We start from the raw sequence: 13,694 nt of genomic DNA, 5'->3' as shown, positions 1-13,694 counted from the left end.
GCCGCAGCGCACCTGAAAGTGCTGCGACGCCGCGCTCCCCGTGATTCAGTGACAGCTTGGGTGCCGCCGCCGTCCTTCCCGCAACGGCGGCGGATCACGTGAGCAGGAAGTCCGCCTGTCCCGACTTGGCGCCCTGGATGAAGGCGGCGATCTCACTCGTGGTGTAGATCAGCGCCGGCCCGCCCGGATCGGCGGACTGGCGCATGGCGACCCTGCCGTCGGCCAGCTTCATGGCCTCGACACAGTTGCCGCCGTTGCCGCCACTCCACGGCTTGTACCAGCCTTCGCTGCCGAGGTCGGCCGCGGGCATGCCGTTGTATATGGGGTCCATTCACAGCTCCTTGCGGACATCCTTGAGGATCTCCTTCGTGCGTTGTGCAGTTGCGGCCTGGGCCGCCATCCGGTCCATGACCTCAAGGTGGGTGGCCACTTCGGGACGTGCGTCAAGGTAGACGGCACCGGTCAGGTACTCGCTGTAGACCATGTCAGGCAGCTCCGGCACGGCAAAACGGAAAAGAACGAACGGCCCGTAGGTACCCGGGTGGTGTCCGCTGGAGAATTCCGCGATCTGCAGGGTCACATTGGTCATCTCGGAGGCTTCCAGCAGCCTGTCGATCTGTTCCCGCATGATCCGCGGATCCTCCCCGACGGGGCGGCGCAGCACGGTCTCGTCCATGATCACCCAGAATCTGGGCGCGTCGTCACGGGTCAGGAGCGCCTGGCGTTCCATGCGGAGCGCCACATGCCGCTCGATCTCCTCCGGCTGAGCCTGTCCCACCGCTCCCGCGTGCATGACGGCCCGCGCGTACTCCTCGGTCTGGAGCAGCCCGGGAACGAAATGGGGTTCGTACGCCCGCAGGAGGGACGCGGCGCCCTCCAGGGAGACGTACATGCTGAACCAGTCCGGCAGGATGTCGTGGAACCGCTGCCACCAGCCGGGCTTGTTCGCCTCCTCCGTCAGTTCGACGAAGGCCTCCGCCTCCTCCTCGGGTACGCCGTACGCCCTGAGCAGTAACTGTACGTAAGGGATCTTGAGCGCGACCTCGGCCGTCTCCATCCGGCGGATCGTGGCCGGGGCCACCCGCAGGAGCTTGGCGGCCTCCTCGCGTCTCAGGCCGCGGCGCTCGCGCAGATCCTGGAGGCGTCTGCCGAGTACGACCTGGCCCACGGTCGGGGCGGACCGCGGTTCACTCACTTTTGGGTCCTTCCCACGCACGGTTACCAGCAGTCTGCCATGCCGCCCCGACGAAGAACATGGCACTCTGAATTTTTCAGAGTGCTACTTGCCAAGTGTCCTCGGCGGGTGGACAGTAGACCGGTGAACCAGTTCACGCGGTTGTCGCGCTCTGCCATGGGAGAGGTCTTGCACGCATCCGCTGCTCCCCCACCGTTAGGAATCGGTCGTGGCACCTGGTAACGCGCTCACCCCCCAGCTCATCGCCCTGTGCCCTGGCAACGCAGTCCGCCGCTACGGGTTTCAACTGCCGGCCCACGCGGAGTCCGTGGGACGCGCCAGAGAGCTCATACGGGCCCGCCTCGCCCTCTGGGACCTGGACGAGGAGACCCGCGACACCGCGGTCCTCGTCGTGTCCGAGCTGGTGACGAACGCGATCGTGCACGCCGCGGGCAACCGCGTCATCTGCGAGATACGCGACGGCGAGGGACGCCTGCGGATAGCGGTGGAGGACCAGGGTTACGGCCCCACCGGACCCCAGCTCCACCACGCGGCCGAGGGTGAGGCGGAGGGCGAGGGCGGCCGGGGGCTTTTCCTCGTCGACTCGATGTGCAGCGGCTGGGGAGCCCACGACACATCGGGTTACGGTCCCGGGCGTGTCGTCTGGGCCGAACTGCCGCACGCCGGCACGGCGGCGCCCGGGGCCGGCCGGCCGCTGCCGCGCGGCGCCCGGCCTGCGCGGACGACGGAGGCACCGCGCGGAACGGAGCCGCCGTGCTGAGGACCGCGCTCCAGCGGCTGGCCCGCGGCCTGCGTGACACCACGCCGCGCGGGACCGCACTGCCCCTGCCGGCCACGCTGCCGGCCTCCCTGGGGTGCGACGCGGTGGGCGTGCCCGCGGAACACGGCTTCCGGCTGATGGCCCGGCTGCCGCGGACGGGCTGTGTCTTCGCGGACACCGACTGGTGGTGGTGGATCGTCCCGGCGGGCTCCGACCTCGATCTGACCTGGCCGTCCCCGGCGCGCTACATCAGCGGTACGACGGTGCCCGCCGTCCACCCCAAACTGATCCACTGGCCGCAGGCGCCCACCCCGTACACCCCGCCCATCCCCTTCTACCTGATGGTCTGCCAGCTCACCGGAACGGCGCCCGCGTGGGCGGACGGCGGTACGGGCACAGGTGCGGGGACAGGGATGGGTACGGGTACGGTGCCTGCGCAGCGGCCGGCACGGCAGCGCGGCTAGGGCCTCTCGTCCGGACCTCGCTGGGCTCGCGTGGGTTCAGCGCGATCCGGGCGAGGACGGCAGCTCGGCACCGGCCGGTGTCTCCGACACCGCTTGGGCGTGTTTTTCCTCGGCGACGAGGCGGAGCACGCGCTCCCGCTCGTGACGGCCCCAGGTCTCCTTCGTCACCAGGATGCCGGTGAGGCCGATCAGGGCCGCGCCGAGGTAGAGCAGTGCGGCGCCCGGCCAGCCGAAGGTTCCCACCAGGGCGGCGGCGAGCAGGGGGGCGAAGCCGCCGATGGCCGCGGCGATCTGGTAGCCCAGTGAGGCTCCCGAGGTGCGTGTCGCGGTGCGGAACTGCTCGGTGAGCAGCGAGCCCTGGGTTCCTGTGAGCGAGGCGTGGATGACGCCGATACCGATGATGAAGACCGTGACGACGAGGGCGGGTCGGGCGGAGTTGGTGAGCAGATACATCGGGAAGGCGAAGAGGATCGCCATCGTGCAGGCCGCTATGTAGAGGGGGCGGCGTCCGATGCGGTCGGTGAGTGCGCCGGCGAGGAAGGTGACCGCGATGGCAAGGATGCTCGCGGCGGTGATCGCGCTGAGGGCGACGGGCCTGAGATCGGGGTGGCGTTCGGTGATGTAGTTGAGCAGGTAGGTCGCGGTGGAGTAGTAGGCGAAGGATTCCACGACGCGCAGGGCGATGACCCGCAGGATGCCACGCCAGTCGCGGGTCAGGGTCGCGCGGAGGGGGTTCTTCTCGGTCTTGCCGGTGGCCTGGGCTTCCTGGAACTCAGGGGATTCGGAGAGACGGGAGCGAACGATCAGCGCGACGATCACGAGAACGGCACTGAGCAGGAAGGGGGTTCGCCACTGCCAGCTGCCGTCGAGGGTGTCACTCCACGCGAACACACCGCTGGCCAGGGCGATGCCCAGCGGGTTGCCGGACTGCGGGATCGCGGCGAACATGCCGCGGCGGTGCCAGGGCGCGTGTTCGTAGGCCATGGTGATCGCACCGCCCCATTCGGCACCGAACGCGAGGCCCTGGATCATGCGGATGGCCACGAGCAGGATCGGCGCGAGCACACCGGCCTGTTCGTACGTCGGCAGCACACCGATGAGGAAGGTGGCGGCCCCCATGACGATCATCGCCGTGACAAGGACGGGCTTGCGGCCGAACTTGTCGGCGAAATAGCCGCCGACAGCGCCTCCGAGCGGGCGCATGACGAAACCCACCGCGAGGGTGGCGAAGGAGAGCAGTGTGCCGACGAACCGGTCGCTCTCGGGGAAGAAGACCGCTCCGAAGTAGAGCGCGGAGGCGGTGCCGTACGCGATGAAGTCGTAGTTCTCGACGCTGGTACCGAGGGCCGCGGCGACCGCTGTCTTGACGCGGTCCTTGGAGCCGAGCACGCTTCGCCGTCCGGCGGTGGCGCTGGTGGACATGGGGAGTCTCCTTGGTGGGTCGCCGGACAGACGCCGGCGTCTACGCAGTGAGGAGGAGGGGGCCGCACGAGGGGGCCGAGTCCTTGGGATGGGTGCTGGTGGGCATGGTGAGGAGGCGCCCGGCCGACGCGTCCGCGGGCAGGGCATCCGGCGCCGGTGGAACGGGAGTTCACCCGCGCGACGGGTGCGCGCGCGGCGTGCGGGAGGGATTGTCAGGGGGCCGGGGGCAGGGCGTCGAGCGCGTTGAGCTTGGCGACCCGGCGGCGGGTCTCCTCGTCGTCGTCGAAGACCGCGCCGAGGAATTCACGGATGATGTCGGGCACGAGTGCGTGCGGGACCAGCCAGGCCCCGATGGCGATGGCGTTGGCGTCGTCGTGCTCGACGGCCTGGTGGGCCGAGTAGGGCTCGTGGGCGAGGCCGCAGCGGACGCCCGGCAGTTTGTTGGCGGCCATGACCGCGCCCTGGCCTGTGCCGCATACGAGTACGGCCCGGTCGGCCGAGCCGGAGAGCACCACCTCGCAGGTGGTGCGGGTGATGTCGGGGAAATCGACGGGTTCGCGGCTGTGAGTGCCGCAGTCGATCACCTCGTGTCCGAGAGCCTCGATGGCCTCGCGGACCGCGTCTTTGAGCGGATATCCGGCGTGGTCCGCGCCGAGGGCGACCTTCATCGGTTGTTCCTTTCAAGGAGGGCGCACCGTCTCCCGCCAGGTTGGGAGCGGACATCGCAGTGCTGGTTCCGTAGTGACGGCGGTGGAGGCGCTGTGCGACCGCCGGTCACACGCCGCGCGATCTCGTAAGAGCGGTCGACGGCCTCGCCGGGGGCCGTGCGGGGTGGCGCCGGTGCCGGCGTGCCCGTGGGCGCCGGCCCCGGCGCGCCGGGCCGCGCGAGGAGCGTGAGGAGCGCGGGCACCGGCGAGAGGATTCCCGGCCGGGCGTGCCATGTCGGCGGCTCCGAGGGCGGTCCCGATGCTCATCGGATGCCCCGCACCGCCCGGTCGGTGAAGGTGGTGGGAAGACGCTCACCGGCTGCGTCGCGGCCGGCGAGGAGGTCGACGAGCCCTCGTACACCGAGCCGGCCGATCGACGACGCGTCGTTGCGGACCGCGCTGATGGGCGGCGAAGCGAACTCGAACCAGTCGAGGTCGTCGAAGGAGACCACCTCGATGCGGGCGGCCCGCTCCGCGCCGAGCCGTTCGCGCAGCGCGCGCACCGCTCCCAGGGTCGTCTGACCGTTCGCACCGAACACGGCCGTGAACGTGACACCGCGATCGACGATGCGGCACATGGCCTCCGCCGCGCCGGTGGCCAGGAAGTCACCGGCGTCGAGCAACCTGTCGTCGGTACTGATGCCGTGCGCCCGGCGCCCGGCGAGGTAGGCGGCGCGACGCTCTGCGCCGGTGGAGATCGTGTCCGGGCCGCCGATGAAGGCCACGTCGCGGTGGCCCCGCTGCCGCAGCCAGGTGAGCACCTGCTGTACGCCCTGAGCGTTGTCCGTGCCGTACAGCGGGGCGTCGACGCCCTCGATCGTGCGGTTGAGGAACACGAGTGGCAATCCGGAGGCAAGGGTGGCCGCGAGCTGCGGTGAGACGGTGCCCTGCGGTGAGAAGAGCAGGCCGTCGATGCGTTGAGCGGCGAAGGTCCGAAGGTAGGCGTCGGCCTGCTCGGCGTCCTCGTTCGCGTTGGCCAGCAGCACGGTGTACCCGTGGCGCCGCGCCTCCTGCTCGGCGGCATGGGCCAGCTCGGAGAAGAACGGGTTGCGGATGTCCGAGACGAGCAGCCCCAGCACGTCGGTTCGCGCCCGCCGCAGGGAACGGGCGGGCCCGTTGGCGATGTACCCCAGCTCGGCCGCGGCGGCAAGCACGCGGGACCGGGAGTCGGCCGAGGTCTGACTGCTGCCGCTGAGCACCCGGGACGCGGTACCGAGCGCGACCCCGGCCCGTGCCGCGACGTCCTTGATGGTGGCCATCCGCCCCACCTCCTCGTGGAAACGTTTCCATTGACGGGATGGAACAAAGATCGCACATCGATCGCGAGATGGGCAAGGTGCGGAGGGGAACGGCCCTCGCAGATACGGGGCCGCCGCGTACGGGGGGGGCGGCCGCGTACGGGTCCGCCGGGACGCGGCTGGACGATCGGCGGCATCCGCTCCAGCAGTTCGTCGGCGCTCTCCGTCATCGCCGTGCGGGCCGCGGCCGGCCCGACGACGGCGCGGACCTCCTCCCAACTCCCGCCGAGGCGCGGGGAGATCGAGCGTCGGCGCCCTCGGGGAGCTGCCCGCGGAGCACCCGGCGCCCCGGCCGCGCCGACGTCTCCGCCGGCCGGCCGGTGCGGTGCGGCCGGTGTGCCTCAGGCGGACGCCTTCACCACACTCCAGCCGCCGTCCACGAGCAGGCTCGATCCGGTGATGTACGAGGCTTCACCGGCGGCGAGGAAGGCGATCGCGGCGGCGACCTCCTCCGGAGTGCCGAAGCGGCCCGCCGCGGTCCCGGCGGCGCTGCGCGCCCGCTCCTCCTCCGGGACGGCGTTCCAGGCGGCGGTGAGGATCGGGCCCGGCAGGACCGCGTTGACCCGTACCTCCGGCCCGTACTCCACGGCGAGTTGGGCGCAGAGCGAGAGCAGGGCCCCTTTCGAGGCGGCGTAGGCTGGGTGGCCCGGTATGCCCTGGCGCGCGTGGACGGACGAGGTCAGCACCACGGCGCCGTGCCCGGCGCGCAGATCCGGCAGGACCGCCCTGAAGCCGAGGAAGCCGCCGGTGAGGTTGACCGCGAGCTGCCGTTCCCAGGAGGCGAGGGTCATCTCGTGCGCCGCCGTGACGTCCACGGTGTACGCGTTGCTGACCAGTACGTCCACCGGACCGAAGGTGTGGGCGGCGGTGACGATGTGGTCCCAGCCTGCCTCCTCCGCGACATCGGCCAGTACGAACGCGGCCCGCCCGCCCTCCTCCCGGATCCGCGCGGCGACGGGCACCCCGCGCTCCGCGTCGGTGTCGGCGAGGACCACCGAGGCGCCCTCGGCGGCGAGGCGGCCCGCCGTGGCGGCGCCGATGCCCGAGGCGGCGCCGGTGACCACGGCGACCCGGTCGGTGAAGCGGGCGGTTGCGTTCGTGGGGCGCATGGGACGGTACGACTCCTTGGCCTTCGAGGACATGGACGGTGTCCCGAGGTTACGGCGTGGCGCGCGGGCTCCGGCCGCCTACTGCCGTACCAGCACGACGAGTTCGGCGTCGTACTCCGCAGTCCACGCGAACGGCAGCCCGTAGTGGGTCAGATGGGCTCCGCCGTATGTCTCGCCCGTGGCGGCGTCGGTGTACCGGGCCGCCGGGTCCACACCGCGCAGCCGGAGCCGGGCCGGGCGGCCGGGGACCAGGGGCGCCCCGTCGAGCCGGCCGGTACTGAGGGCGGTGACGACGATCCGGTCGCCGCCGGGCTCCTCGTACTGGACCCCGCAGGTGGCGTCGGCGGGGGTGTTCAGCAGCCGCGCCTCGCCGTGGTGGACGACCTCCCTGATCTCCTTGTAGCGGGCGACCCAGCGCGCGGCCTCGGCGCGCCGCTCCGCGCTCCAGGTACGGATGTCCGCGCCGATCCCGAGGACACCGGCGCTCGCGTTGACGAAGCGGAAGCCGAGTGAGCGGGGGCGCGGGTCGAAGATGCCGGGCGAGTCGGTGACCCAGGAGCTCATGGTGTGCGGGGCGTGCGCGTGCAGATAGCCGTACTGGATGGCGAGCCGGTCGAGCGGTGCCGTGTTGTCGCTGGGCCACACCACGTCCGTACGGGCGAGGGTGGCGTGCTCGATCCGGCCGCCGCCCGCGGAGCAGCCCTCGACGGTGACGTGCGGGTGGCGGGCGCGGAGGTGGTCGAGGACGCGCAGATAACCGGCGACGTGCGCGGCGTCGAGGTCGAGGTGTTCGGCGGGGCCGGCCCCGGGCCGGCCGCGTTCGGTCGGCGGGCGGTTCATGTCCCACTTGAGGTAGCCGATCTCGTGGTCGCCGAGGAGCCGGTCGAAGGTGGCGAGCACGAAGTCCTGGACGTCCTCGCGGCCGAGGTCGAGCAGGAGCTGGTTGCGGACGAGGCGGGCGGGGCGGCCGTCCACCCGGTAGACCCACTCGGGGTGTGCGGCGTACAGCTCGGAGCGGGGGCTGACGCACTCGGGCTCCACCCAGAGGCCGAAGTCCATCCCGAGGGCGCGGACTTCGCCGACGAAGGCGTCGAACCCGCCAGGGAAGGACGCCGGGTCGGGGCGCCAGTCGCCGAGGCCGCCCGTGTCGTCGTCCCGGCCGGGGAACCAGCCGTCGTCGACGACGAAGAGTTCCGCGCCCATGTCGGCGGCGATCCGGGCCAGTTCGAGCTGGCTGCCGGCGTCGACGTCGAAGCCGGTGGCCTCCCACGAGTTGTAGAGGACCTTGCGGGGACGGTGCGTCCGCTCGCCGGTGAGCCCGCGCTCGTAGCGGTGCCAGACGCGGGCGAGACCGTCGAGTCCGTCCGGGCTGAAGGCGCAGGCGAGCCTCGGGGTGGTGAGGCAGGCGCCGGGGGCGAGCCGCAGCGCGCCCTCGTGGGGCAGCCGTCCGGCGCGCACGCGGACCGCGCCGCCGGGCTCGGCGTCGGTGGTGATGTGCCAGTTCCCCGGCCACTGAAGGGCGACGCCGTAGGTGGGGACGCCGGTGGTCCCGTCCGGGTGCGCGGCGTCCTGGACGGCGAGCCAGGGCGCGTACGCGTGACCGGGGACGGCCTGGGTACTGGCCATCTCGAAGCGCCCACGGGTGAGTTCGAGCTGGGTGCGCTGGAACTCCTGGGCCCACTGGCCGGTGAGGTACGTGAGCCGGGCGCCGGCCGTGACGGGGATGTTCACGGCGGCGGAGTCGAAGCGCTCCAGGCGCAGTTCGTCCGGGCCGGTGCAGACCAGCTCGGCCCAGCGCAGGATCACATCGGTGCCGGGGACGCTCTCGTAGTGGAGTGTGGTCTCAAGTCCCAGGGTCTCGTCGGTGAAGACGAGCCGCAGCGCCCGGTCCCCGTCCGGTTCCGCCCCGGTGAAGGTCCACCACACGCCGCGGTCCTCGCCCGGGCGCTGGGCGAGCAGGTCGGCGCCGGTGAACGGCCGCAGCCCGTACGGGATGTACTCGGCGGGCGCCAGGTCGGCCGGGGTGACGAAGTGGGTACGGCGGGACCAGTCGAGCGGCGAGGGGCCGCTCTCCACGCCGTGCGGTCCCCAGGCGGTCAGTTCGGCCCACTGGCCTTCCGGTTCGAGCGCGACGGCGTAGGTGGTGTTCTCGGTGCGCAGGATCCACCGGTCGGTGGTGTTCCGCTCGGCCGGGGGCCGGCCGGGCCGGGCCTGGTCGGGCGGGGTCTGGTCGGGGGCGTGCGTGGTCACGTGGCTGCTCCTCGTTCGGCGGCCCCAGCCTGACGGGGCACCGCGACCTCGTCAAGATTAATTAGTCATTAATCACACCATCAGGCGGAATGAGAAATCCTGCTTGCCGAGTGGCCCCTTCCGGCCGTTTCCGATCACATAGGCTCATCCGTGAGATGAACACCAACCACACCCCCCTCGGCCCCAAGGCCGACAAGGAATCGGTGCGCCGCCACAATCTGAGTCTTGTGCTGCGGGCGGTACGGGACGAGGGCGAGACGACCAGGGCCGGGGTGGCGGCGCGCGTCGGGCTGACCCGGGCGGCGGTCTCCTCCCTGGTCGAGCAGTTGATGGAGAGCGGATACCTCTCCGAGTCCGGCAAGACCTTCAGCGGGCAGGCCGGACGGCCCGGCACCGTACTGAAGGTGACGCGTTCGGGACCCGCCGGGATCGGCGTGGAGATCAATATCGACTATGTGTCGGTGTGCGTGGTCGATCTGTCCGGCACCGACCGGGTGCGGCTGACCGAACACCTCGACAACCGCGGCACGGAGCCCGCCGAGGTACTGGCCCGGGGCGCCCGGATCGCCGCGCGCACCCTGGAGTCCGCGGCCGAACAGGGGTTGCACCCGGTGGGGGTCCAACTCGCCCTGCCGGGGCTGGTGTCGGGGGGCACGGTGCGCCAAGCGCCGAACCTCGGCTGGAACCGGGTGCCCGCGCAGGCGCTGTTCGCGCGTGCCCTGGCCCGGCTGCGCCCCACGGCGCCGGAGCTGCCGGTGCGTTCGGAGAACGAGGCCAATCTCGCGGCGCTGGCCGAGCTGTGGTTCGGCGGCCCGGGAGGACTCCGTACGTTCCTCTATCTGACCGGCGAGATCGGCGTCGGCGGGGCGCTGGTGCTGGACGGTGAACTCCTGCGCGGGGCCCATGGGTTCGCCGGGGAGATCGGCCATGTGGTCGCCGACGCGGACGGACCGCTCTGCCGGTGCGGCGCCCGGGGGTGCCTGGAGCAGTACGCGGGCCAGTCGGCGCTGCTGCGGGCGGCGGGCATCGACGAGGACGCCGGGGTGCCTGGCGTGGCGGAGCTGGAGCGCCGGGCGCGCCGGGGCGACACGGCGGCCCTGGCGGCGATCGAGCGGGCCGGGACGATGCTGGGCCGGGTGCTGTCGGGGGCGGTGAACCTCCTCGACCCGGACGCGGTCGTGCTCGGCGGGATCTACCGGGAGCTGATGCCCTGGCTGTCGCCCGCAGCGGACCGGGAGCTGACGGCCCGGGTGGTGTCGGGCCTGTGGCCGCGCGGCAGCGGGCGGCTGCGCGCGTCCTCCTCGGCGGGGGACGCGGCGCGCGGCGGGGCGGCGCTGGTGGTACGGGCGGTGCTGGCCGACCCGGTGGCGTACGTACGGCGGGACGAGGCCGGGAGCGACGGGGACGGGCCCGCGGCCGGGACCGGGGACGGGTCCGCAGCCGGAGCCGGGGACGGGGCCCGGAGCGACGGGAGCGGGAGCGGCGCGGACGACGAGGCCGCCTCGGCCGGCCACGCCCCCGGGAACGGCTGACACGCCGGACGGGATCCGGGAAGGGATCCGTCCGGCGTGCGCGTGGCGGGTCTGCCGTGGGGTCAGCGGACCCCGAGCAGGTGGTCCATCGCGAGCTGGTCCAGGTGCTCGAACGCCATCCCGCGCGCCGCGGCGGCCTCGACGTCGAACTCCTCGTACGCGGCACGGTCCGCCAGCAGCCCGGCCACCCCGTCGGCGGCGGAGGGCTGCGCCAGCTCGTCCACGCGCGAGGCGCGCAGCGCCTCCTGGACCAGCGGGTCGGCGCGGAAGGCGGCGGCCCGCTCCTTGAGGATCAGGTAGTTGCGCATGCACCCGGCGGCGGAGGCCCACACCCCGTCGAAGTCCTCGGTACGCGGCGGCTTGAAGTCGAAGTGCCTGCTGCCGTCCCAGCCCGCGCTCTCCAGCAGGTCCACCAGCCAGAAGGCGGCGCGCAGATCGCCGGCGCCGAAGCGCAGGTCCTGGTCGTACTTGATGCCGTTCTGGCCGTTGAGGTCGATGTGGTAGAGCTTGTCCGCCCACAGGGCCTGGGCGATGGAGTGCGGGAAGTTCAGCCCGGCCATCTGCTCGTGGCCGACCTCCGGGTTGACCCCGAACAGCTCGGGGCGCTCCAGCTGTTCGATGAAGGCCAGGGCATGGCCGACGGTGGGCAGCAGGATGTCGCCGCGCGGCTCGTTCGGCTTGGGCTCGATGGCGAAGCGCAGGTCGTACCCCTGCTCGGTGACATACGCGCCGAAGAGGTCGAAGGCCTCCTTCATCCGGTCGAGCGCGGCCCGTACGTCCTTGGCGCCGCCCGACTCCGCGCCCTCGCGCCCGCCCCACGCCACAAAGGTCCTGGCCCCCAGTTCGGCGGCGAGGTCGATGTTGCGCAGTGTCTTGCGCAGCGCGTAGCGGCGGACGTCGCGGTCGTTGGCGGTGAAGGCGCCGTCCTTGAAGACGGGGTGGGTGAAGAGGTTGGTGGTGACCATGGAGGTGACGATGCCGGTCGCGTCCAGGGCCTGACGGAAGCGCTTGATGTGCGACTCGCGTTCGGTGTCGGAGGAGCCGAACGGGATCAGGTCGTCGTCGTGGAACGTCACGCCGTACGCGCCGAGATCGGCGAGGCGCTGTACGGACTCGACGGGGTCGAGGGCCGGGCGCGTCGCGTCCCCGAAGGGGTCCCTGCCCTGCCAGCCCACCGTCCAGAGACCGAAGCTGAACTTGTCCTCAGGGGTGGGGGTGAAGCGTTCCGTCATTCTCTGGCCGCCTTCGATACCTCAGGTCCCGGCGCGCGCCGAAACCTTTTTGTTTCCTGACATGACTAATAATGCATGCCGGTCGCCGCGCGGAGAACCCCCACGCCGCATCCCGGCCGACTCCCCGCCGGGAGCGATGATCGGCGGGACGGTTCCCGTGCGCCGCCCCATCGCGTAATTTGTTCTTCCAACGTCCAAAACCGCTGCTCGGAAGAGGTACGCCCATGTCGCAGAGCCCGGTCGTGATCGGCGTGGACAGCTCCACGCAGTCCACGAAAGCGGCCTTCACCGACGCCGCCACCGGCCGGCTGCTCGCCGTGGGCCGCGCCCCGCACCGGGTGACCGGCGAGGGCGGGGCCAGGGAGAGCGACCCGGAGATCTGGTGGGACGCCCTGCGTGAGGCGGTGGCCGCCGGACTGAAGGAGTCCGGTATCGCGCCCTCGGCCGTGACCGGTATCGCGGTCGCCGGACAGCAGCACGGACTGGTGGTGCTGGACCGCGGGGGCCGGCCGCTGCGTCCGGCGCTGCTGTGGAACGACACCCGCTCGGCCCCGCAGGCCGCCGCGCTCACCGAGGCGCTCGGCGGCCCCGACGCCTGGACGTCGCGTACGGGTTCGGTGCCGGTGGCCTCGATGACGGCCTCGAAGTGGCAGTGGCTGCGGGAGAACGACGCCGCCGTCGCCCGGGCCGCCGCGGCCGTCAGGCTCCCCCACGACTTCCTCACCGAACGGCTGTCGGGGGTCGCGGCGACGGACCCGGGCGACGCCTCGGGGACCTGCTGGTACTCGACGGCGACCGGCGGCTACGACGAGGAACTGCTCGCGCTCCTCGGTCTCGACCCCACGCTGCTGCCCGCCGTCGCGGCCACCGGGGCCACCCGGGTCGGCTCGCTGACGGCCGGGGCGGCGGCCGAACTCGGCCTGCCCGCCGGGGTCGCGGTCGCCGCGGGCACCGGCGACAACATGAGCGCGGCCGTCGGTCTGGGCCTGGGCGGCGCCGGGCTGCTCGACCACCCGGTGCTCTCCCTGGGCACCTCGGGCACCGTCTTCGCCGCCACCCGTACCCGCCCGGCGTCCGCCGCGCTCGCGGGGTTCGCCGCGGCCGACGGTACGTATCTGCCGCTGGCCTGCACCCTCAACTGCACGCTGGCCGTGGACAAGGTGGCCGCGCTGCTCCGGCTCGACCGGGAGGACGCGGCGCCGGGCGGTGAGGCGGTGGTGCTGCCGTATCTCGACGGGGAGCGCACCCCTGATCTGCCGGCCGCGTCCGGACTGCTGACGGGGTTGCGCCACGACACCACGGCGCAGCAGCTCCTGGGCGCCGCGTACGAGGGCGCGGTCGTCACCGTCCTGCGCGCCCTGGACGAGGTGTCGCGCGCGTGCGGGCTCGATCCGGCGGACCCGGAGGTGGCGGGCCGCCCGATGCGGCTGGTGGGCGGCGGCGCGCGGGGCCGGATGTGGGTGGAGACCGTACGGCGCCTCTCGGGCCGGCCGCTGATCGTGCCGACGGGCGGCGAACTCGTCGCCCTCGGCGCGGCGGCGCTCGCCGCCGGCGCGGCGACGGGCGAGGACCCGGTGGCGGTGGCGACGGCGTGGCAGGCCGGTGAGGGCACCGAACTGGAGCCGGTGGAGCGGGACATGGAGACCTGGGAGCGGGTGGGCGCGGTGCTGGACAAGGCGGCGCCGAGCCTGCTGGCCTGACCTGCGAGCGGCCCGCGTCCCACGG

12 protein-coding genes are annotated in these 13,694 nt (G+C 72.4%); 4 read left to right on the top strand and 8 right to left on the bottom strand.

Annotated features, from left to right (window positions below):
- Nucleotides 1–94: 94 nt before the first annotated feature.
- Nucleotides 95–331: a DUF397 domain-containing protein gene (locus ACIQ7D_RS02150; RefSeq protein WP_403932523.1), complete on the bottom strand. Its 237-nt coding sequence runs from the start codon at nucleotides 329–331 to the stop codon at nucleotides 95–97.
- Nucleotides 332–1,195: a helix-turn-helix domain-containing protein gene (locus ACIQ7D_RS02145; RefSeq protein ID WP_403932520.1), complete on the bottom strand. Its 864-nt coding sequence runs from the start codon at nucleotides 1,193–1,195 to the stop codon at nucleotides 332–334.
- 208 nt (nucleotides 1,196–1,403) lie between these two features.
- Here ACIQ7D_RS02145 and ACIQ7D_RS02140 point away from each other — a divergent pair, with 208 nt between their 5' ends.
- Nucleotides 1,404–1,955 (top strand): ATP-binding protein, encoded by a 552-nt coding sequence (locus ACIQ7D_RS02140; protein WP_403932517.1) that lies wholly within the window; start codon nucleotides 1,404–1,406, stop codon nucleotides 1,953–1,955.
- Nucleotides 1,949–2,419, top strand: coding sequence for a hypothetical protein (locus tag ACIQ7D_RS02135; protein WP_403932515.1), 471 nt, complete (start codon nucleotides 1,949–1,951; stop codon nucleotides 2,417–2,419). Before ACIQ7D_RS02140 ends, ACIQ7D_RS02135 begins: the two co-directional genes overlap by 7 nt.
- Nucleotides 2,420–2,455: 36 nt before the next feature.
- Here the strand turns inward: ACIQ7D_RS02135 and ACIQ7D_RS02130 are convergent, their stop codons facing one another.
- The 5 genes from ACIQ7D_RS02130 to ACIQ7D_RS02110 form a co-directional block, all read right to left on the bottom strand.
- Nucleotides 2,456–3,841 carry an MFS transporter gene (locus tag ACIQ7D_RS02130; protein ID WP_403932512.1) on the bottom strand — a complete coding sequence of 462 codons (1,386 nt, stop codon included), beginning with the start codon at nucleotides 3,839–3,841 and terminating at the stop codon, nucleotides 2,456–2,458.
- A gap of 212 nt (nucleotides 3,842–4,053) precedes the next feature.
- Nucleotides 4,054–4,509, bottom strand: coding sequence for an RpiB/LacA/LacB family sugar-phosphate isomerase (locus tag ACIQ7D_RS02125; RefSeq protein WP_403932508.1), 456 nt, complete (start codon nucleotides 4,507–4,509; stop codon nucleotides 4,054–4,056).
- 302 nt (nucleotides 4,510–4,811) lie between these two features.
- Entirely contained in the window at nucleotides 4,812–5,807 is a 996-nt protein-coding gene (locus ACIQ7D_RS02120) for a LacI family DNA-binding transcriptional regulator (protein ID WP_403932505.1), read from the bottom strand.
- A 380-nt stretch (nucleotides 5,808–6,187) separates the two neighbouring features.
- Entirely contained in the window at nucleotides 6,188–6,955 is a 768-nt protein-coding gene (locus tag ACIQ7D_RS02115) for an SDR family NAD(P)-dependent oxidoreductase (RefSeq protein WP_403932502.1), read from the bottom strand.
- Nucleotides 6,956–7,033: 78 nt separating this feature from the next.
- A complete protein-coding gene (locus ACIQ7D_RS02110) occupies nucleotides 7,034–9,118 on the bottom strand; it encodes an alpha-galactosidase (RefSeq protein WP_403933771.1) in 2,085 nt (694 codons plus the stop codon).
- A 242-nt stretch (nucleotides 9,119–9,360) separates the two neighbouring features.
- On the opposite strand from ACIQ7D_RS02110, the gene ACIQ7D_RS02105 reads away from it, so the two are divergent.
- A complete protein-coding gene (locus tag ACIQ7D_RS02105) occupies nucleotides 9,361–10,737 on the top strand; it encodes an ROK family protein (protein ID WP_403932499.1) in 1,377 nt (458 codons plus the stop codon).
- A 62-nt stretch (nucleotides 10,738–10,799) separates the two neighbouring features.
- On the opposite strand, the gene xylA is transcribed toward ACIQ7D_RS02105, so the two are convergent.
- Nucleotides 10,800–11,969: a xylose isomerase gene (gene xylA / locus ACIQ7D_RS02100; RefSeq protein ID WP_403932496.1), complete on the bottom strand. Its 1,170-nt coding sequence runs from the start codon at nucleotides 11,967–11,969 to the stop codon at nucleotides 10,800–10,802.
- 224 nt (nucleotides 11,970–12,193) lie between these two features.
- On the opposite strand from xylA, the gene xylB reads away from it, so the two are divergent.
- Nucleotides 12,194–13,669: a xylulokinase gene (gene xylB, locus ACIQ7D_RS02095; RefSeq protein ID WP_403932493.1), complete on the top strand. Its 1,476-nt coding sequence runs from the start codon at nucleotides 12,194–12,196 to the stop codon at nucleotides 13,667–13,669.
- The last annotated feature ends 25 nt before the right edge of the window (nucleotides 13,670–13,694 follow it).

The sequence above is a fragment of the Streptomyces sp. NPDC096310 genome, from assembly GCF_044763125.1.
In the GTDB taxonomy this organism is placed as follows: Bacteria; Actinomycetota; Actinomycetes; order Streptomycetales; family Streptomycetaceae; genus Streptomyces.
This window is presented reverse-complemented; position numbering and strand designations above follow the sequence as displayed.